The 19,811-nt window shown below is 57.7% G+C and carries 20 protein-coding genes; 11 read left to right on the top strand and 9 right to left on the bottom strand.

The window, feature by feature from the left end:
* Positions 1–3: 3 nt before the first annotated feature.
* Both H4317_RS18080 and H4317_RS18075 read right to left on the bottom strand, forming a co-directional pair.
* The gene (locus H4317_RS18080) at positions 4–609 is read right to left on the bottom strand and encodes a DUF6992 family protein (protein WP_185887945.1); all 606 of its coding nucleotides are present in this window, start codon (positions 607–609) and stop codon (positions 4–6) included.
* 36 nt (positions 610–645) lie between these two features.
* Entirely contained in the window at positions 646–1,593 is a 948-nt protein-coding gene (locus tag H4317_RS18075) for a 3-oxoacyl-ACP synthase III family protein (protein ID WP_185890094.1), read from the bottom strand.
* 187 nt (positions 1,594–1,780) lie between these two features.
* On the opposite strand from H4317_RS18075, the gene H4317_RS18070 reads away from it, so the two are divergent.
* Together H4317_RS18070 and H4317_RS18065 are read left to right on the top strand one after the other, a co-directional pair.
* Positions 1,781–2,323, top strand: a complete 543-nt coding sequence (locus tag H4317_RS18070; RefSeq protein ID WP_260625735.1) for a hypothetical protein — start codon at positions 1,781–1,783, stop codon at positions 2,321–2,323.
* Positions 2,324–2,550: 227 nt separating this feature from the next.
* Positions 2,551–4,302, top strand: a complete 1,752-nt coding sequence (locus tag H4317_RS18065) for a PA14 domain-containing protein (protein WP_185887943.1) — start codon at positions 2,551–2,553, stop codon at positions 4,300–4,302.
* 57 nt (positions 4,303–4,359) lie between these two features.
* Here the strand turns inward: H4317_RS18065 and H4317_RS18060 are convergent, their stop codons facing one another.
* Positions 4,360–5,079: a head GIN domain-containing protein gene (locus H4317_RS18060; protein WP_185887942.1), complete on the bottom strand. Its 720-nt coding sequence runs from the start codon at positions 5,077–5,079 to the stop codon at positions 4,360–4,362.
* Positions 5,080–5,245: 166 nt separating this feature from the next.
* Here H4317_RS18060 and H4317_RS18055 point away from each other — a divergent pair, with 166 nt between their 5' ends.
* Positions 5,246–5,716, top strand: coding sequence for a nuclear transport factor 2 family protein (locus tag H4317_RS18055; RefSeq protein WP_185887941.1), 471 nt, complete (start codon positions 5,246–5,248; stop codon positions 5,714–5,716).
* Between the two features lie 99 nt (positions 5,717–5,815).
* On the opposite strand, the gene H4317_RS18050 is transcribed toward H4317_RS18055, so the two are convergent.
* Positions 5,816–7,870, bottom strand: a complete 2,055-nt coding sequence (locus H4317_RS18050) for a M13 family metallopeptidase (protein ID WP_185887940.1) — start codon at positions 7,868–7,870, stop codon at positions 5,816–5,818.
* A gap of 72 nt (positions 7,871–7,942) precedes the next feature.
* Here H4317_RS18050 and H4317_RS18045 point away from each other — a divergent pair, with 72 nt between their 5' ends.
* Both H4317_RS18045 and arfB read left to right on the top strand, forming a co-directional pair.
* Positions 7,943–8,380, top strand: coding sequence for a hypothetical protein (locus H4317_RS18045; protein ID WP_185887939.1), 438 nt, complete (start codon positions 7,943–7,945; stop codon positions 8,378–8,380).
* 191 nt (positions 8,381–8,571) lie between these two features.
* Positions 8,572–8,979: an alternative ribosome rescue aminoacyl-tRNA hydrolase ArfB gene (gene arfB, locus H4317_RS18040; protein ID WP_185887938.1), complete on the top strand. Its 408-nt coding sequence runs from the start codon at positions 8,572–8,574 to the stop codon at positions 8,977–8,979.
* A gap of 98 nt (positions 8,980–9,077) precedes the next feature.
* Here the strand turns inward: arfB and H4317_RS18035 are convergent, their stop codons facing one another.
* The 3 genes from H4317_RS18035 to mgtE form a co-directional block, all read right to left on the bottom strand.
* Positions 9,078–9,785 (bottom strand): hypothetical protein, encoded by a 708-nt coding sequence (locus tag H4317_RS18035; protein ID WP_185887937.1) that lies wholly within the window; start codon positions 9,783–9,785, stop codon positions 9,078–9,080.
* A 34-nt stretch (positions 9,786–9,819) separates the two neighbouring features.
* On the bottom strand, positions 9,820–10,737 hold the full coding sequence (locus H4317_RS18030) for a magnesium transporter CorA family protein (RefSeq protein ID WP_185887936.1): 918 nt from the start codon (positions 10,735–10,737) through the stop codon (positions 9,820–9,822).
* An 80-nt stretch (positions 10,738–10,817) separates the two neighbouring features.
* Positions 10,818–12,203 (bottom strand): magnesium transporter, encoded by a 1,386-nt coding sequence (gene mgtE, locus H4317_RS18025; protein ID WP_185887935.1) that lies wholly within the window; start codon positions 12,201–12,203, stop codon positions 10,818–10,820.
* Positions 12,204–12,528: 325 nt separating this feature from the next.
* Here mgtE and H4317_RS18020 point away from each other — a divergent pair, with 325 nt between their 5' ends.
* The 4 genes from H4317_RS18020 (at position 12,529) to H4317_RS18005 (ending at position 16,873) form a co-directional block, all read left to right on the top strand.
* The gene (locus H4317_RS18020; protein ID WP_185887934.1) at positions 12,529–13,152 is read left to right on the top strand and encodes a redoxin domain-containing protein; all 624 of its coding nucleotides are present in this window, start codon (positions 12,529–12,531) and stop codon (positions 13,150–13,152) included.
* A gap of 98 nt (positions 13,153–13,250) precedes the next feature.
* Positions 13,251–14,069 carry a cyanophycinase gene (locus H4317_RS18015; protein WP_185887933.1) on the top strand — a complete coding sequence of 273 codons (819 nt, stop codon included), beginning with the start codon at positions 13,251–13,253 and terminating at the stop codon, positions 14,067–14,069.
* A 179-nt stretch (positions 14,070–14,248) separates the two neighbouring features.
* Positions 14,249–15,544, top strand: a complete 1,296-nt coding sequence (locus H4317_RS18010) for an OmpP1/FadL family transporter (RefSeq protein WP_185887932.1) — start codon at positions 14,249–14,251, stop codon at positions 15,542–15,544.
* A gap of 15 nt (positions 15,545–15,559) precedes the next feature.
* On the top strand, positions 15,560–16,873 hold the full coding sequence (locus H4317_RS18005) for an SGNH/GDSL hydrolase family protein (RefSeq protein ID WP_185887931.1): 1,314 nt from the start codon (positions 15,560–15,562) through the stop codon (positions 16,871–16,873).
* A gap of 69 nt (positions 16,874–16,942) precedes the next feature.
* On the opposite strand, the gene H4317_RS18000 is transcribed toward H4317_RS18005, so the two are convergent.
* On the bottom strand, positions 16,943–17,959 hold the full coding sequence (locus H4317_RS18000; RefSeq protein WP_185887930.1) for a YpdA family putative bacillithiol disulfide reductase: 1,017 nt from the start codon (positions 17,957–17,959) through the stop codon (positions 16,943–16,945).
* Between the two features lie 51 nt (positions 17,960–18,010).
* Positions 18,011–18,451 carry a DoxX family protein gene (locus H4317_RS17995; RefSeq protein ID WP_185887929.1) on the bottom strand — a complete coding sequence of 147 codons (441 nt, stop codon included), beginning with the start codon at positions 18,449–18,451 and terminating at the stop codon, positions 18,011–18,013.
* Positions 18,452–18,618: 167 nt separating this feature from the next.
* Here H4317_RS17995 and H4317_RS17990 point away from each other — a divergent pair, with 167 nt between their 5' ends.
* The gene (locus H4317_RS17990; protein ID WP_185887928.1) at positions 18,619–19,113 is read left to right on the top strand and encodes a hypothetical protein; all 495 of its coding nucleotides are present in this window, start codon (positions 18,619–18,621) and stop codon (positions 19,111–19,113) included.
* 34 nt (positions 19,114–19,147) lie between these two features.
* Positions 19,148–19,609 carry a hypothetical protein gene (locus H4317_RS17985; protein WP_185887927.1) on the top strand — a complete coding sequence of 154 codons (462 nt, stop codon included), beginning with the start codon at positions 19,148–19,150 and terminating at the stop codon, positions 19,607–19,609.
* Positions 19,610–19,811 lie beyond the last annotated feature (202 nt).

The following is a 19,811-nucleotide window of genomic DNA, read 5'->3' as shown; positions in this document are numbered from 1 at the left end:
ACCTTATCTGATCGGTAGAACTAGGGCCGCATAGCCTGGGCCCACCTGCAACCGGCTCAGCAGTGGGTATAGATGGTGCTGCCCATGTCGATGGTGCGCCACGTACAGTACGCCATCAAATGCCAGCAGGAAGCCGCCTTGCAGCAGCAACGACTCGCCGTAGCCCCGGAGCTGGTCGTGCCGGGTAGCGCTGCTTCGGCTTTTGGCCCGCTCCTTCAGATAAAAGCCGGTGGCCACGTAGGCTACATCAAGGCCAGCATTGAGCAGGTATAGGTTTTCGGTGCGAAGCTGCGCTTTCACCAGTTCTGGCCGGCTGGTCTCTGTCGGAGGCCGACGGGCGGCTAAAAAGGAAGTGCCCGCCAGTGCTAGGTTCACGACGCCCCACCCAACATTCATCTGGTGGAAATACTTTTCCTTGCCTTCCGTCGCAAAATACCGGGCTCCGCTCACCCCGATAGTAGCTGCTGCCCAACTGCCCAGCACCAGCATCCCGCGCTGGTCGAGGGTCGCACGGCGGGCGGTGTACGTTGCTGGCGTTTCCGCTGGCTGAGCCTGTAGCGTTAGTATAGAAGCAAGGCTGCAAACAAGTAGCGCGAGTCGAGTAACCATAGAATGAGGGACTAGCGGATGGGACTCGCGCTGCGTTTACCGCTCCAGCAGCATGGCTCCGTAGGAGTAGCCGCCGCCAAATACCGTAATCACCACCCGGTTGCCGGGCTGCAGCAGTGGCCAGGTATCACCGAGGCCGATAGCGGCACCAGCGCAGCCCGTGTTACCGAGCCGTTCGATATTGGAAACGGCCCGTTCTGGCGGTAGACCAAGCTGCTGCAGTACATTTTTAGTGATACGCAGGTTTGCCTGGTGCGGAATCAGGTAGGTGAGGCTGTCCAGCGTCAGGTGCTGGCGCTCCAGAATCTGACGCGTCACGCGGGCCATATACTGGCAGGCATGCGTGAAAACGTCGCGCCCGTGCGGCATCACGATGCCACGTTCCACTGGCTTCAGGGTCACGGCTTCGTCGGCTTTGCCGGCTACTGCGGCCCCTCCCGTCATTACTTCCACCATGCGCAAATCGGTGGGAGCGAGGCGTTCTTTGGTCAGCAGCAGAGTAGAGGCCCCGTCGCCCCACAGGTGGCCTGCTACCGTGTCGTTCTCGTTGTTGTAGGCCGTATTATGCTCGCTCACGACTACTATAGCCCGGCGGGCTTTGCCTAGCGCGAAATACCCTTCCACAATCTCAATAGCATTGAGCAGCGACGAGCAGGCCGATGAAATGCTGACCACCGGAATATCATTTATTCCTATGTCGCGCTGCACGGCATGCGCCAGGGTGTAGATGGTATCGTGCGGAGTGTAGGTCGCCCCGACAATCAGATCCACTTCCTCAACAGGAAAATCCGGGGCCTGTGCCAGCGCCCGTCGGGTGGCCTCAATAGCCATGGTATTCGTATTCTCGCCCGCACTGGCTTTGCGCCGTTCCCGAATACCGGTACGCTCAATAATCCATTCGGCAGAAAGGCCATTGAGGTTGGTAAAATGCTCGTTTGTAACGATTTGTTCTGGCAGATAGGCTGCCACCTGATGAATGTACACGGAGGAAATGCGAATGGGTGGGGCGGAAAAACACGGCAAGGTAAGCGGTGTAGCCGCACTATGCGGTCAAATTCGAGAAGGTGGTCCGTACTTTGCACCGGCCTTTCGCGTTCAAACGCCCAAAGCACAGGGCCTGTTCGTCCTGTCTAGTTACAAGATTATGATGTTTCGTTTTCGTAGCAGCTGTATGTTGCCTCTACTGGCTGCAGGGCTGTTTAGTGTGCGGCCCGCAATGGCCCAGAAGTATAGGACAGCAGCGGGCATGCGCCTGAGTCCGGGGCTGTACGGCCTTACGGTACAACAGAAGTTTCTGCCGAAAGCTACCCTTGAAGGTCTGGTACTGGCCGGGCCTCGCGAGGTAACGGGCACTGTGTTAGCTGAGCGGCATTTTGGGATTCTCGGGCCAAGCCTCAACTACTACATCGGCGCGGGTGGCCACGTAGGCAACAACAAAGACTCCGGCGCTTTCGGTGGCGTCGATGGTATTGTAGGGGTTGAGTATAAAATTGCGCTGAGCCGCCTCGTTATTTCCGCCGACTTTAAGCCGAGTGTAGAGTTCAACTCCGATGATTGGGCGCGTTTCCCGACGGCGTTTTCGCTCCGCTATATACTAGTAAAGGAGAAGAATACAGGCCTATTCAATGGGCTTTTCGGCGGCGACAAGAAGAAGGAGAAGACAAAAGACAAGACGAAAAGCAGCAACCAAAGACGCGGGCTTTTCGACTGGTAAACTAGCCAGTATAGCCTTGGCGTAACATCCTAACATAAGGCAGTATAAAGGCTGGCTTGTGAGGAATCATTGTCTTGCTGGGAGACTATTGGATTTGCTAAATAATAAATATAGTATATTATTGATAATACAAAACAAAATAAAAATCTTGCAATTGATTCTGAGTTAGGTTATTTTCATAGTAAAGCGCGTAGATCTTTCCACCGTCAGTTCCCTGCACTATGAAAATGAACACTACTTTTCGCGGGTTCTCCACGTTTGTCGTATGGCTGCTGATGTGGAGTGGCAACTGCGCTACCGGGCAGGCCCAACCTATAGGATGTGCTGGTGCAAACCCAGGCGGACAACCCGCAGGTGCAGGATTATATGCAGAGTACTACCGCGGGTACTTTGCCGATAATCAAACGTATTTCACCACGAATACAGCAGGCATTACCCGAATAGATGCGCAGGTTAACTTTCCCAATGCTGGGTTCGGCGACCTGACGGCAGTGGCTGCCAACACCCTGGCTGATCCGGACGATTTTAGTCTGCGCCAGCGTGGCAGCCTAGCCATTACCACTCCCGGCCTCTACACCTTCTACCTCACTTCCGACGATGCATCTTATTTCTGGCTGGGCAACGCCGCGCTGGCTAGCCCGGCCGTGGCGGCGCAGGCTACCATTGCCCATGGCGGACTTCATTCTGCCTCTGTAATACGGCAAGCCAGCGTATATCTGGTAGCTGGGCTGCACAATGTGCTGCTGCATTATGGCGAAACGGGCAGTGCCAATACGCTCGTTTTGGAGTATGAAGGCCCTGACTCGCCACAGCGCCAGATAGTGCCGGCTGGTGTGTTCTGCACGTCGGTGCAGCCTTTTCGCAATCTGCCTACCTCCATTCTGTATTCTCCCAGCAACCAAACCGTGCTGCCTGGCACAAACGCTACCTCACCGGTGCCCCTGGTGGTGGGTGCGGGTGTGGCTCCTCACTTCGTATTGGCCAACGCTACCAGCCTGCCAGCAGGCATCAGCATCAACCCTATAACCGGTCAGCTTACTCTGGCTGCTGGGGTTAGCAATGGGCTTTATCAGGCTGATGTGCTGGTGGTTGATAACGAAGGGGCAGTGCGGTTTCGGCAGGTATACACGTTTACGGTAGCCACTGCTGCTCCGGCCGGCTGCACTGGCCCCCGGCCAGATGGTGGCCTGCCCACACAAGGCCTTTATGCGGAATACTATAGAGGTTATTTCAACGATGATCCGGCCTTCTTCAGCGCAAGTCTGCCCGATCTGGCCAGGCTGGAGCCACAGCTTAATTTCCCGACCAATGACAGCTGGGGTAATCTGGCCCTGGCCGCCGGTGGCACAGCCAATAACCCCGACCACTACAGTGCCCGGTTCCGGGGAAGTTTCACTGTTTTTCAGGGCGGTACTTACATTTTCTACCTCACTTCGGATGACGGTTCCCGTCTCTGGCTTGATGATGCAGCACTGCCGTTGGCCCCGCTCAATAGTGCCGCCACCATTAACAACGGTGGCCGCCACCGGGACTCAACCGTTGCTGTTTCGGTGGCGCTGGCAGCGGGCCAGCACGATCTGCAAGTGCATTACGGCGAAGACGGGGACAACAACAAATTGGTGCTGGAATACGAAGGCCCGGACGCGCCTACTCGGCGCGTGATGCCTGCCAGTATCTTCTGCTCGGGCAGCAGTGGACGACCTCTAGGGGTACTGCGAAAGCAGAATACTCCTCACTTTTCAGTATCCCCAAACCCCAGCCGGGGGAGTTTTCAGGTGCGTATCGAACGGTTACTGGCTGGCACAGGGCATCTGCAGGTAGTGGATACGCGGGGCCGCATCTGTTACGAAACCACTTTGGCTGGTGCCGCTGAGCAAGTTTTACAACTCCAAGTGCCTGGCTTGGCAACCGGGCTATACCTGCTTCGGCTCACAACCACTGCTGGTGCTGCCACAAAAAAAATAGTGGTTGAACAATGACAGAAGGCGGTTGCCGTCTCATGTCATCGTTCAACCACTTACTAAGGCGCGAGGGTTCTATTCCTTATGCACGCGGCCGCTGCCTGCAATCTTGCTGCTAACGTTGGCCCCGCCCCGCACATATACGCTGCCAGAACCGGCAATGCTGGCTTCGAGGCTGCGGCTGGCATAAAGGCGGCCGTCGCCGGAGCCGCTGATGCGGATGGCGCTGGTTTCAGTGCGCAGGTCTGAGGCGCGGACGTTGCCGGAGCCGCTGATGCGGGCTTCGTGCTGTGGGCAACTGCCAGCCAGCGTGATTTCGCCGGAGCCGGAAACGGAGGTATTGAGTTTGTCGGCCTTGAGCTTGGGTACCGTTATTTTGCCTGACCCACTGATGCTCAGAGACAAGGCATCGGCTTTGATGTCGGTTTCGGCAGTGAGCTGGCCCGAGCCGCTTACGCTCAACTCCGAAACAGTAGGCATCGTGACGTAGACTGTTACAGGGCCTTCAAAACGGCCCGAATTATTCCACATTTTACCCTCTTCGCGCTTCGTGCCGATGTGCAGCTTGCTGTTCTCTACGGTGGTTTCGAGTCGGGCAAGGTCCGCAGCAGACGCTTCTACCTCTACCCGTTGCGGGCTACCCTGCCGCAGAATTACTCGAACTGAATTAGAAAGGCTCAGCTTCGTGAAAGCGGCCACTGTGCGCACTTCGCGGCCTGAAGCTGCTGCCAGCTGAAATACAGGCGCCAGCAGTGCCAGCAGCAGGATAAGAGAAAAGTAACGCAGATTTTTCATGGCACGCAGTGAATGAGAGTGGAACATCTGAATTCAAAGATGTAGCAGGACTCTGAACCGTTGCCTCCACTAGATTATAAAAGAACGGCACGCCGTCTGCCGGATATTTTTCTGCAGCTTTATAGCCCGGCATCGTGGTCAGATTTCCACAGTGTCGGCTTGTGCTATGCATCCGAACGAACAGCTTCTGCACCGTTTCTACCAAGCCTTCCAGCGCCGCGACCATGCTGCTATGGCTGCCTGCTACCACCCCAAGGCCACTTTCGAGGATGCCGCGTTTCAGCTGCAGGGTGCCGATATTGGGAAGATGTGGCGCATGCTCTGTGAGCAGGGCAAAGACCTGCGTCTCGCCTACAACGACATTCGTGCCGACGATCAGCAAGGTGCCGCCACCTGGGACGCCCGTTATACCTTCTCCCGCACGGGCCGGGCAGTACACAACCATATACAGGCGCGCTTCACATTCCAGGACGGCCTTATCCTAACGCATCACGACGAGTTCAGCTTCTGGCGTTGGTCGAGGCAGGCACTGGGGCCGGTGGGCTGGCTGCTGGGCTGGTCGGGGTTTCTGCAGAACAAAGTGCGCAAGTCGGCCGCGGAAGGGCTGGCGGCATACCGGCCGAAATTGAGTCAGTAGGAGTGCGGTTTAAAGGGGAGCCGGAATAAAAAGAACGTCATGCTTCGGCTGTGCCTCTGCATGACGTTCAATTACACTTCGGGTATGCCTCGGACGCTCTTACCAAATCGTCACGCGGGCCGAGTCGGGGCGGTATAGCTTGTCGGTGGACTTCACGTTGAAGGCTTCGTAGAAGGCCGGCACGTCGGCGAAGGGGCCGTTGACGCGGTAGCTGGCCGGCGAGTGTACGTCGGTGAGGATGCGCTGGGCCAGTACCTCGTCGCGCTGGTGGTTCTGCCAGCCCAGAGCGTAGCCCAGAAAGTAGCGCTGTGTGGGCGTCAGGCCCCCGATTTTCTCGCCTTTCTTGTACTGCTCGGTTTTTTTAAAGGCATCAAAGGCAATGACAATACCGCCCAAATCGGCAATGTTCTCGCCGGCCGTGGCCTTGCCATTGATGTGCAATGAATCCAAAACGGTGTAGCCGTTGAACTGGCGCACGATGCCGTTTACGCGCTGCTGGAAGGCGGCGCGGTCTTTCTTGCTCCACCAGTTGCGCAGGTTGCCGTTCTCATCGAACTGGCTGCCTTCGTCATCGAAGCCGTGGGTCAGCTCATGGCCGATGGTGCTGGCGCCGGCGTACCCGTAGATGATGGCGTCGTCGGCGTCGGCATCCTTGAGGCCAGGTACCGCGAAGATGGCGGCCGGCAACACGATTTCGTTGTTGCTGGGGTTGTAATAGGCGTTATAGGTCTGCGGCGTCATGCTCCACTCGGTGCGGTCGACGGGCTTGCCCAGCTTGCTGAGCTCGTAGCGGTAGCGCCACTGGTTGGCGCGCATCATGTTGGCGGTGTAGGAGTCTCGCTTGATGTCCATGGCCGAGTAGTCGCGCCATTTGGCGGGGTAGCCCACTTTCGGGGTGATTTTGGTGAGCTTCACCAGCGCCTTCTGCTTGGTGGAGTCGCTCATCCAATCCAAGGCCTGAATATGCTCGCGGAAGGACGCCACCACGTTCGTGGTCAGCTTTTCGTAGCGGGCCTTGGTTTCGGGCGTGAAATACTCTTTCACAAACAGCTGGCCCAGCGCCTCGCCCATGGCGCTTTCCTCGTCGTCGAGCACGCGCTTCCAGCGGGGGCGCTGCTCTTTGCGGCCCTGCAAAATGGTGCCATAGAAGCGGAAGTTTTCGTTGTCGAAGGGCGCGCTCAGGCGCTCGGCATAGGTGTGCAGCAGCTGCCACTGCAGGTAGGCGCGCCAGTCTTCCACGGGGGCCGTGCGCAGCAGGCGGCCGGCTTCACGGTAGAACTCCGGCTGGCCCACAATCACCGTGTCCACGCCGGGTATGCCGGCCTCCGCGAACCAGGTTTTCCAGTCGAGGCCGGGCGTGAGCTGGTTGAGTTGGGCCAGCGTCATCTTGTTGTAATTGGCGTAGGGGTCGCGCAGGGCTTCTAGCTTGCGTGAGGCGCCGGCCAGAGCCGTTTCCAGCTTCACTACTTGGGCGCTGTGGCGCTGGGCAGTGGCGGCGTCTTCGCCCATCAGCCCGAGCATCTTGGCTACGTGCGTGCCGTACTCTTTGCGGATGTTGGCGGTGCGGGCGTCTTTGTTGAAGTAATAGTCGCGGTTAGGCAAACCCAGGCCGGCCTGGTACAGATACAGCGCCATCTTCTCGCTGTTTTTGGCGTCCTGCGCCACGTAGGGGCCTACCAGCGCATTCACGTTCAGTGGAATCAGGCGGGCCATGGCGGCCTGCACGTCGGCAGGGGTGCGCAGAGCGGCTAGGCGGTCCAGCTCGGCTTTCAGCGGCTCCAGGCCCTGCTTGTCGATGGCCACGGAGTCCATGCCGGTGGCCCAGAAGTCGCCGATTTTCTGCTGGGTGCTGCCGGCGGCGGCGTTGGCTTTGGCAGCCTCCTGATTGAGGGCGCGCAGCCGGGCATACACCTCGTTCTGCACTTCTTTGCCAATGCCCCAGCTGCTTTCCGAAGCCGGAATGGGGTGCTTTTTCAGCCAGCCGCCGTTGGCGTACTGGAAGAAGTCGTCGCCGGGGCGCACGGTGGTGTCGAGGTTGGCCTGGAGTAGGTCGGGCTGGGCCGCGCCGGATTTGGTACCGGAGTTGCAGCCGGCCAGTGCCAGCAGCAGGGCAGGGGCGGCCAGCCAGCGGCGCGAAGAGGAAAAGCGGGTCATGAAAAACGAGGGTTGAGGGTCAATTGCGGACGCAACCTAACAGTTCTGCCAAAGACCTGTTAGGTTGCAGCTATGCCCCTGAAATTTCTGCTGCTGCTCAACTTCGCGCTGGCCGCCTACCTCACCGGCCTCATCTGGACCGTGCAGCTTGTGCATTACCCTGGTTTCGCCTACGTGGCGCCCGAGAAGTTCGGGGCGTTTCATCAGCACCACACCCGCACCATGAGCTGGGTGGTGCTGGCCCCGATGGTGCTGGAGCTGGGTCTGGCCGCGTGGCTGGCTTGGCAGGGCCGCAGCGCGCTGGGCGCGGCCGGCTGGTGGGCGCTGGCGCTGGTACTGCTGATCTGGGCGGCCACGTTCTTCATCTCCGTGCCATTCCACAACCGCCTTGCCGCCGACGGCTACAGCTACGTGGCCATCGACGGGCTGGTGCGCACCAACTGGCTCCGCACCGTGGCCTGGACCCTACGCAGCGGTCTGCTGGGCTGGCTGCTTTGGAAAATATTGTAGCACGAAGCCTGTGCTTCGCGTATCGTTGCAGGATGTTGCATCTGCGTCCCAGGGCTGAAGCCCAGGGCTAGTCAGCGAAACAGCCCACGAACCATAGAGTTAGAGCCCCTCCGTAGCCCAGGGCTTCAGCCCTGGGACGCCTGCGCCGCCACAATAGCACATCAACCATCAACTTATCAGCACATCAACCTATGCTTCCCGCTGCCGCCGACTTTCTGCCCGAGCTCCAATTCCAAACCAGCCGCAGCAGCGGCCCTGGCGGGCAGAACGTGAATAAGGTGGAAAGCCGCGTGGAGTTACGTTTCCGGCTGCTGGAGTCGCAACTGCTCACCGACGAGCAGAAGCAGACGCTGCAGCAGAAACTAGCCTCTAAGCTTACCTCAGAGGGCGAGCTGCTGGTGGTGGCGCAAGAAGACCGCAGCCAGCTGCGCAACAAGGAAACGGCGCTGCAGAAGTTTCACGAGCTGCTAACCAAAGCCCTGCATAAGCCCAAAGCCCGCAAAGCCACCAAGCCCAGCAAAGGCGCCGTGCGTCAGCGCCTGGACTCAAAAAAGAAGCACGGCGACAAGAAAACCAACCGCGGCCGGGTGGATTTTTAATCGTTGAGCTGCAAGCATCAAGCTCCAGGCTGTAAGTTTTTCTGCCTGCGCTAAACCAATGTGCTACAGCATTAAGCTTAGGGTTTACAGCTTAAAAATCAATTCAGATCCAGCCCGAACAGCACCCCAAGCCACGGCCGGTGTTGGTAAATCCAGTGGCGCCGGTCGGGGCCGAACAGGTGGTCGGCGCCGGCGGCCAGCCCCACGTTGAACACGCGCGCATCGTAGATCAGGGCCCCGCCGACGTGCGTAACCAAACCTTCGTATTCGGCAACGGCCGTCTGCTGCCGGGTTACGTCGGGGTTGATGACGGCCGCGCCCAGCCCCACAAACACGCCGTAGCCAATGCCCGTGTCGCGTAGCACTGGGGCATTGCCGGACCGGTGCCGGGCGGGCGTACTTACGTGGTAGAAATCGAGGCGGCGGCCCAAGTACAGCGCGGCGTTGAAGCTGGTATTGAGCTGCACCGGCAGCGGCGCCCGGGCCGGCCGAATCTTGAAGGGCAGCGTGAACACATCCACATCAAAACGCCGGCTCAGCAGCACACTACTGTGGCGGCGGGTTAAAAGCAGTGGCTGAGCAATGGTCGAATCGGTGGCGGCTAGCAGCAGCGTGTCGGTATCTTGGTGCAGATAAACGGGCTGCTTCCGGTAGGCCTGCAACGCCGGCGCCGTGGAGCGCAGTACCCGATACCGTCCGGTGGGCAGCTGCTCTATCCGGCCTACGGCGGCGCAGCTCGCCAGCGCGTAGCCAGCCGCCAGGCACAAGCACAGGCGCAACAAACCGGGCGTAGCAGAAGTCAGCATACAGCAGAAAATCGATGGGGAAATAGCAGTTGCCTCAGATCCAGCCCTTGCGCTTGAACCACACGTAAATCCCCACCGAAATAAGCACCATCGACAGGATGGAAACCGGGTAGCCCAGCTTCCAGGTCAGCTCGGGCATGTAGTTGAAGTTCATGCCATAGATGCCGGCAATGAAGGTGAGCGGCAGGAAAAATGCCGAAAACACCGTCAGTACGCGCATGGCTTCGTTGGTGCGCTGCGACGATAGTGAGAGGTACAGGTTCATGAGGTTGGTAGCGCCGCCGTCGAGCTGCTGGTACATGGTTTCCACCTTCACCTGCAAGTCCTGGGTGTCCTGTAGCAGCGTGTCGTCGGTGGTGGCAGTGGCCAGCTGCCGGCGCAGCATTGTCAGGATGTCGCGCGTGAGCAGCAGCAGCTGCTTGGCGGCCGAGGCTTTGCGCTTCAGAAAGTACAGGCCCTGCAGGGCGTTGGGCACTTCCTGCTTCAGAAAGATTTCTGCCTCATAATCGTCCAGCTCCCGCGTGAGCGTGAGGGCGGGCTGCATGTAGCTGCTAAGGGCGTAGCGCACCAGGTGGAAGGCTATTTCGGCGGGGGTGTTGCACTCCTGGCCGGGGGCGCGGGCCACTCGTTTCAGATCATTAAGCACCGGGTGTGGCAGCCGGTGTACCGTAATCAGGTAGTCGGCGGCGTAGAACACGGCAATCTTGGTGCTCAGCTCCTGAATGGTATCGGCCTCGTTGGTTTTGGGCGGATTGAACACCCGCAAAATCACAAAGCTCAGGCCGTGCGTGGCTTCGAACTTGGGCAGGTGCGTAGGTTCCAGACAGTCGCGCACCAGCGAGTCGGGCAGGTCATACTGCGCAGCTACGGCCTGCAACTCGGCTACGGTAGGGCTGGTAATATCCAGCCAGGTGAAGGCGGATTCCTGGTGAGTGAGAAGTTGTTCGGTCATGGGCAGCGCAGTACGGGGGGGCGGTTGAAGCCAGCCACTGTCCTGTAACGCGAAAATCCGATTGGCGCCGCTTTATCTAGCTACAGCAGCGTGCCGCGGAGCACCAGCGTGGCTACCGAGAAATAGATAATCAGGCCCGTTACGTCCACAAGAGTAGCTACAAACGGCGCCGAAGCCGTAGCCGGGTCGAGGCCCAGGCGCTTGAGCAGCATCGGCAGCATGGCTCCGGCCAAAGCGCCCCACAGTACAATACCCAGCAGCGAGAAACCGACCGTCACGGCAATTAGCTGCCAGTACGGCCCAAAATAGCCGGGGTCAATTACCTGGGCCCACAGCACAATGCGCATGGCACCTACTACCCCCAGAATACCGCCCAATGCCAGGCCCGAAATGATTTCCCGGCGCATTACCTGCCACCAGTCGCCCAACGCAAATTCGCCCAGGCTCATGGCCCGGATGATAAGCGAAGTGGCTTGGGAGCCAGCATTGCCGCCCGCCGAAATAATCAGCGGAATGAATAGCCCGAGCACAGCCGCTTTCTGCAAGTCGTCCTCGAAGTGGTGCATGGCCGAAGTGGTCAGCATCTCGCCAAGGAGCAGAATCACGAGCCAACCGGCCCGCTTCTTGACCATTTCCCAGATAGACGTATCCAGATACGGTTCGTCGAGGGCTTCTGAGCCGCCAAGTTTCTGAATATCCTCCGTGTCTTCTTCTTCCCGAATGCTCAGGATATCGTCAATCGTTACGATACCGAATAGCACGCCGTCGTCGTTCACCACGGGCAGCGCCACCCGGTCGTTTTTGCGAAACACATCAATGGCCGCCTCCTGGTCCTGCATGGCGTTGAGCTTCACGTAGCGGCGGTCCATCAGCTCGCTCACGGGCCGGTCGGGCGGCGAGAGCAGAAACTCCCGAATGCGGATATCATCAATCAGCACGCCGCGCTGGTCTGTTACGTAGAGCACGCTCAGCGTCTCCGATTGCCCCCCATGGCGCCGGATATACTCCAGCACTTGCTGCACGGTCCAGTGCTCCCGGATAGCAATGTAATCGGGGGTCATCAGGCGCCCCACCGAGTACTCAGGATACCCCAGCAGCTCCAGTGTTATCTTACGCTCCGACTCTGACAGCGTCTGAATCAGCTCCTTTACAAAGTCATCGGGCAAAAATTCGAGTAGAGCCGTCCGGTCATCCGGCGACATCTCATTCAGAATGTCCGATATTTTCTCCTGCGAGAGGTTGGCCAGAAAGTGCTTTTGCACATCCAAGTCAAGGTACTCGAATACCTGCGTGGCAAGTTGCAGGGGCAGAAGCCGGAAAATAATGAGTTGCTCACGCTCCTCTTCCTCCTCAATGAGCTCTACCACCTCGGCGGGCTCGTAGTGCTTGAGAACTTCCTTGAGCTTAAAAAACTCGCCCTCCTGAATCAGGGACGTAATATGTTCGGTGGTCGGGTGCTGATTCATGTAAACGTAGAAGGGCAGTGTCTCGCTAGGCAGGTGGGGTTGGTGGCACGAACGGCGCGCAAAAGTAGCCGTAATCTGCCGCTTTTAGTAGCACCGACTGTTGCCAGCCGCCGAAAAAAAGCCGGCTCCTGAAAGCTGGTCACTAGCTATACGGTTTTCGCAGTGCGTTTCGATGCCGAACAACAACTCAGCTTGTACTTCACAATCAAAATCAGTGGGAATGAATGAATATATTATGCTATTTATTGTACTATTCTTTTTAATTATTGTCTTATTGAGCGTCTAATTGAGTATATTGCTTCTTCTGCAATTCAACTTCGTCCTTATGGCTCCTGACGTAATGCCTGGCACCACGCTGCCCGACTTTGAACTGCCGGACCACACCGGCGTCATGCGGCGCCTTTCGCTGCTGCAAGGTTCCGACCCAATGATTGTGACCCTGAACCGCGGCGTGTATTGCCCCAAAGACCGGCAGCAGCTCTTGGAACTGGTACATTTCTACCCGCAGGTGCAGGTTGGCTTCGCGCAGCTTGTTACCATCACCACCGATTCGCTGCTGCTTTCCAATGACCTGCGACTGGGTGTGGGCGCGCACTGGACCTTTCTGCACGATGAGAAGCGTATAGTGCAGCACCGCCTCGATATTCAGGAATATACCGACCCACACAACAACCCCATGATTCCGCACACTTTCGTGCTGGAGCCGGGCCTGAAAATCTACAAAATCTACAACGGCTACTGGTACTGGGGCCGCCCCAGCCTCGCCGACTTGCACCACGACCTGCGCGATATTACCTGTCGGCTACGCCCTGACTATAAGATTGATACCCCCGAAATGCAGCAGCAGTGGGAGAGTGGCAATCGGCGAGACTTCTTCCCCTACGGCCAGTCATGGCATCAGGTATTTGCCCGGATGGCCGGTGCCGTAGATCAGTACGGAAGGTCATAATACATAGGCTGTAGTAGCTTGAGTTGCGCTATTGCGAAGCAGGACAGCATCAATTCTGAGTGCTGCACGTACATTTGGGCCGTTCCTCCGCGCTTTCTATGCCTCACCAGACGCCTGCCGACCTGCCGCTCGGAACCCTCGTTGCCCTCGGTGGTGGCGACGACGATGCTATGCTGGCGCTCCTTTGCGACTTGCTGCCGTCATCGAATACTGCCGTTGAAGTTATTACGGTAGCCTCTCGCGACGACATTCGTTCGGGCCGAGCCTACGAGCGGGCATTGCGTGAGCTGGGCTGCTCGGGCGTGCGGCACCTGCGCATTAGTGAGCATCACTCCCCCGACGCGCACGACACGCTGCGCCGGCTGAGCCGGGCCGGACTGGTGTTTTTCAGCGGCGGCGACCAGGAGCGCATCACCGATTTCCTGCACGGCTCCCAGTTTCTGCAGGTGTTGCGGGAGCGGTATCAGCAAGATGCCACCTTTATAGTAGCCGGTACCAGCGCCGGGGCCGCCGTGCTGCCCGAATATATGGTGATAGAAGGACACGGCTGGCGGGCCTTGCGCAAAGGTGGTATGAAAACCAGCGCCGGCCTGGGCTTGCTGCCACAGGTCCTGATAGACCAGCACTTCGTGGAGCGGGGGCGTTTCGGCCGGCTGGCACATGCTGTGCTGGCCCACCCCATGTGCCTGGGTATAGGTCTGGCCGAAGAAACCGGCATCATTATCCGGGGCGGGACCGAGGCCGAAGTTTTCGGCGACGGAGTAGTGATGGTAGTAGACGGGCAGCAGCTACAAGGCAATAATCTGGGTCGGGTGGGCCGAGGCGAGCCAGTGAGTGGGCAGGATTTTCGGGTGCATCTGCTGGTGGCCGGCCAGCGCCTACAATTGCAAAACCGCCGCGTAACGCCAACTGAATAAGCCTAGAAGTGAGGCATAACTCATCCATATTTGCACCTTCGAGACAGCAAGGCCTTTTTCTGCGCGAAAAGCAGGCTATTTTAGCTCACGAAAAATAGTCGGCAAGCCGACTAATAAAGCGTTTTTTCCATACATTTAGTCGCAAACAACCCGAATTCTCACCCCCTTTTCACTCTCTTATGACTTCAAAATCTCTACTCCTCGTGAGTGGTGTGCTCCTCACGGGTACCGCCGCCTCGGCGGGCGGCTACCAGGTAACACTGGCCGGGCAGAAAAACAACGGCATGGGCGGCGTAGGTGTAGGGCTTTCCCTGGATCAGGCTGCTATGTTCTACAACCCGGGTGCGCTGGCCATGGTGAAGGACCGTGGTGTGCAGGTGGGCGTGAATGCTACAATGGCACGTCAGGCTTTCCGCTCACAGTATGGTGGCCCTCAGCGCGAGCTGAAAAGCAACATCGTGACGCCTTTCAACCTGTATGCAGGTTTCGGCTCCGAGGACCGCAAATTTGCTGCTGGTATTGCTATCTACACGCCCTTCGGCAACAAGGTAGAATACGCCGATGGCTGGGAAGGCCGGTACTCGCTGACCGGAATCGACCTGAAGTCCATCTACGTGCAGCCCACCGTGAGCTACGCCGTTACGGATAAGCTGAGCGTGGGTGCGGGCATGGTAATTCTGGCCTACGGGGCCGTGAACCTGCAGAAAGATATTCCGGTGGAAGGTGCTGCCGGCGCGCAGCCCGCCCACGTGGAACTGGACGGCAAAGCCACCACCAAAATCGGGTTCAACGCCGGTATCTACTTCAAGCCTACTGACAAGCTCAGCATTGGCGCCAGCTACCGCTCTAAAATCGATGCACAAGTAGAAGGTGGCGACGTGACGTTCAGCAACGTTCCGGCTGCCCTGGGCTCACGCTTCACAGCCACCGAGTTTGATGCTACCCTGCCGCTGCCAGCTACTACCAGCCTGGGTATTGGTTTCATGCCGAACGAAAACCTGACGCTGGGCTTCGATGTGAACTATGTGGAGTGGAGCAAATACAAAACGCTGCAGTTCGACTTCCGCGGCAACAATGGAGCCGGTGGCCTGGTAGCTCCTTCCGGACAGGTAGGTGGTTCCAACATCAGCACCTCGCGCCGCGAGTATAAGGATGCCGTGACCCTGCGTCTCGGTGGCCAGTACCTGCTCACCAGCGGCCTGACCGTGCGGGCCGGCGGTTCCTACGACTTCTCGCCGGTAGAAGACGGCTTCGTGACGCCAGAAACGCCCGACGCCGATCGTATCGGCCTGACGCTGGGTGCTTCGTATAAGTTCGGCAGCTTCGGTGTGGACATCTCGGGTCAGTTCATCGACCTGAAAGAGCGCACCCAGACGGAAGCAGAACTGGTTGCTAATAACACTGCTGACCGGGTAGCCGGTACCTACAAGACCCGCGTTTTGATTCCGGGCATCGGTCTGAACTACACCTTCTAAGCTCCTCCACTTCTCATGCATACTTTACTGAAACGTACTGCCCCGGCTCTGGCGCTACTGGCTCTGGCCGGCTGCCAACCTGAACTGGACGCTCCCGGCGCCGACAAAGGCTCGGCTGACTTCTCTCGCTACATTTCCGTCGGCAACTCCCTCACGGCTGGTTTCTCCGATGGTGGCCTGTATCTGGAAGGCCAGCAAAGCTCCTATCCGAACCTGCTGGCTGGCCAATTTAAGGCCGTGGGTGGTGGCGACTTTGCACAGCCGCTTTTCCAGGCCGGCCAGGAAAACGGCTCTGGCTACTTGCGTCTGGCGGGCTTCACGGCTACCGGCAACCCCATTACGGCCAACGTTACGACGAATCTGGCGGTGCGCACCACCACTCCTCAGGTACTGTACACCCGCTACGATGCGGCTGTAAACAACCTTGGTGTACCAGGTATCCGCCTGTCGGATATCCAGACGCCGGGCTATGGCAGCCAGCTAGGTAATCCGTATTTCGAGCGGATTACGCCTGCGGCCAACCCCTTGCAGACCTACTTCCTGCGCGTGAAAGCAGAAGCCGCCACGGCTACCTTCTTTACGTGTTGGCTCGGCAACAACGACGTGCTGGGGTATGCAACAGCCGGTGGTGTATTGAATGCCACCAGCTCTAATGCCATTACCCGCACAGATACCTTCCAGCTCAAAGCCAACCGCATCATCAATGTGCTGACGGCCAATGGCGCGAAAGGCGTGGTAGCCACCATCCCGAACGTCGCCAACGTGCCCTTCTTCACTACGGTGCGCGTAGCGGCTATTAAAGCTACTTTCAAAGCCAGCAACCCGGCGCTTAGCCTCTACATCCAGACCAGCACCGGAGTACGTGAAGCCACCGACGCGGATCTACTGACGCTGACTTCTTCGGCCGTAATAGGCACTGCTACCCCCGGCAACCCGTTCCCGGTAGGCGCCGGTGTAGGTACGGCGACTGGCCAGTCTAACCCGCTGCCCAGCCAGTTCGTGCTGGATGCCGCAGAGCAGACGCTGGTGCGCGATGCTACTACGGCCTACAATACGTCGCTCACGGCTAAAGCCAACGAGAAAGGGCTGGCTATCTTCGACGCTAATGCTTTCTTCTCGCAGATTGCGGCCACTGGTTTCACCACCGACGGTGTGAGCAATACGGCTGCCTTTATCAGCGGCAACCTGTTTTCACTCGATGGTGTGCACCCCACGCCCCGCGGCTACGCCATCGTAGCGAATGAGATGATCAAGGCAATCAATGCCAAATATGGCTCCAGTGTACCGCAGGTGAATCCCACGGATTACCGCGGCGTCCGGTTCCCGTAAGTAAGCATCAGCTTTGCTAGTACAAAAGGCCTTTCCTGCTCCAAGAAAGGCCTTTTTTGTGTGAGCTACTCACGAAAACTGCACTTGCTGCTGCACTTCCGGCAAGTCGGGCGCGGCTTCGCCGGCGAGGCGGGCGGCAATGAGTTGGGCATGGTAGCGGCCATTTTCGATGAACCAGCGGCTGGTGTTGAGGCCGCCGCACACGGTGCCAGCCAGGTAGAGGCCGGGGCGGTTAGTTTCCAGCGTATCGGCGTGGTGGGTGGGGGTCTGGGCAGCGTCGGCTTCGCAGGTGATGCCCAGAGCCGTCAGAAATGAAAAGTCGGGGTGGTAGCCGGTGAGGGCGTATACATGCTGCGCCGGCAGGGTACGCGGGCCGTCGGGTGTGTTGAGTTCCACGGTGGTGTCGGTGATGCGCGTCACGGTGCTGTTGAACAGGCAGCCGATGCGGCCTTCCTTGATGCGGTTTACTAAGTCAGGCCGAATCCAGTACTTTACCGACTCGCTTATTTCGGAACCACGCACGACTAGGGTGGGACGGGCGCCAGCGCGCAGCAGTTGCAGAGCCGCTTTGGCCGAAGAGTTCTTGGCCCCAATAACCACTACATCTTGGTCGGCGTGGGCGTAGGGCTCTTTGTAGTAGTGCGTCACGTGGGGCAGGTCTTCGCCGGGCACGAGCAGCAAATTGGGCACGTCGTAGAAGCCAGTAGCCACTATCACGAAACGCGCCCCGATGCGGCTTTTGTTTGTTACCACTTCGTAGCGGCCCTGTTCGCCTTCGAGGCCCGTTACCCGCTCGTAGAGGCGCAGCGTGAGTTTTTCAGTCTGGGCCACGCGGCGGTAGTAGTCGAGGGCGTCTTCGCGCAGGGGTTTGTAGTGCAGCGTCGTCATGGGGTAGCCACCGATTTCCAGCAGCTCGGGTGTGGAGAAAAACTCCATGTTAGTAGGGTAGCCAATGATGGAATTCACCAGCGCTCCTTTGTCCACCACGCACACCGAGAGGCCGCGCCGCTGCACTTCCAGCCCGCAGGCCAGCCCTACGGGGCCAGCCCCAATTACCACTACATCAAAAGAAGAATCCGTCGTCATATATTGTAATACCAACTCAGCAGGCCGGGAGTTTGCGACTGGCGGTGCGGGCTAGGAGCGGCGGCGGTCTTTGTTCTTACGCAGTAGCGCGTCAAGCGCGCCCGTTGACCACAGGGCCCAGCCCATCAGAACAGGCTGGAAAAACAGCCGGGCCAGCCGCTTTTCATCGGTATCGAGGCCAAAAGCGGAAATATGATGCGTGTATTGGTGAACATTGCCAGGAAAAACAGCCGCGTAAAAAGCGGCCAGCCCGACTCCCATCCGTACTCGGTTTTTGCCTTTCAAGGCCAGCAACGCCAAGCCCAGCCCGATTTCTACCACGCCAGAAGCCAGTACGGTGGTGTCTTTGTCTAAAGGCACAAAATCGGGAACCTGCGCTTGAAATTCCTGACGGGCAAAGGTGAGGTGGCCAGTGCCGGCTACTACCATAAATGTGGCCAGCACGCCTCGGGCTACGTTTTGTAGAGTGGTAGTATGGGTGTTCTGTGCCATAGCTTTCGGATAAATTGGTCGAAAGATTAGCTATACGGCTAGCAGGGGCCAAAGTACACGTGGCCCAGAGAAAGCAGCAGGAAGTGGCAAACACAGTAAGTAGATAAGTGAGATAGGACTTATTAGCTTATTTTAAGCCCTCAAAACGCGTTACTCTTATGCCCTCTATGAAAGCAATAGTGCTTTTTTCTATGATAACCGCTTGTTTAGCAAGTAGCTGTAAAAAAGCATCGGTTGAGCCAGACAAAACCCAACTGCTGGTGGCACATGGCTGGCGCACTACGGCCCACACAAATACCGTGACACAAGATGATGTTCCGTTGGTGAAGAACAGCTACGCCCAGTATGATGCGTGTTATCGTGACAACACCATGACGTTCCAGAATGACAACCAGGCCATGTGCAATACAGGCAGCATGCACTGCATACCGGGTGAGCCTGCCACATTCAACGGCCACTGGTATCTGACAAAAGACGAGAGCAAGCTGATTTCGGATAGCCTGTTTCCAATGATGGGAGTGGGATACTTAAGCACCGGGCTAGAAGAGTTTGAGCTAGTGGAGCTAACTACTACTGCCCTAAAGCTGAAAAAAAGCCGTTTCTACTACCAGGGAACCATTAAGGTAACCATTACGGACGAATACACACTTAGCGCGCTGTAAAGCATCCTTCTCGACTCCTTATCAACTGGATTTTATGATTCGCAACGGTATACTTGTGCTGGTAGCACTCAGCACACTAAGCGCCTGCAAGAAGGAAGAGCGCACGAAGGAAGAACTGCTACAAGCTACGCACTGGAAAAGGACCGCCGACCAGCGAGTTGATGTTAGCAACGGGGGCACGCCGTTAGTGACCAACAGCACCGTCAACTGCACTACCGGAGACTGTAGCTGCGACGATTACGTTGTCTTTATGCCTGATAGTAAGCTGGAAAAAAACCAAGGAGCAATAGTGTGCCCCAATCAGCCGGCCCCGCAAAACGGCAAATGGTATATAGACCAGAAAGACCAGACTCTCATTGCGTCGGAACTGACCGGGTATAGTGGCTACTGGGCGTTTGCCATTGAGGAGCTTTCTACAAGCAAGCTCGTAGTAAGCCATCAGATAGTAAATGGACCAACCATCAGCACCTTCCGCACCACGTTTAGCGCGCAGTAACTTCAACGAATTATGAGTGGGAGTAGGCGAAGATGCCCTAGGTGGGTACAACTCATCTGCTCCCGACGCTGCTGTAGTGGCTTTTGCAATAGAACAGTACGGATTTACGGGGTGTGCCAAGCAATTAAGAAAGCCTGGTGCAACGCCTTGCTACTCTTCTCAGTCATGGGGGAAACAGGTCATTTCTCACCTTATTTCTCCC

The sequence above is a fragment of the Hymenobacter sediminicola genome (assembly GCF_014250515.1).
Taxonomy (GTDB): Bacteria; Bacteroidota; Bacteroidia; order Cytophagales; family Hymenobacteraceae; genus Hymenobacter; species Hymenobacter sediminicola.
Note: the sequence above shows the minus strand (reverse complement) of the source record. Positions and strands in the feature narration are given on the sequence as shown.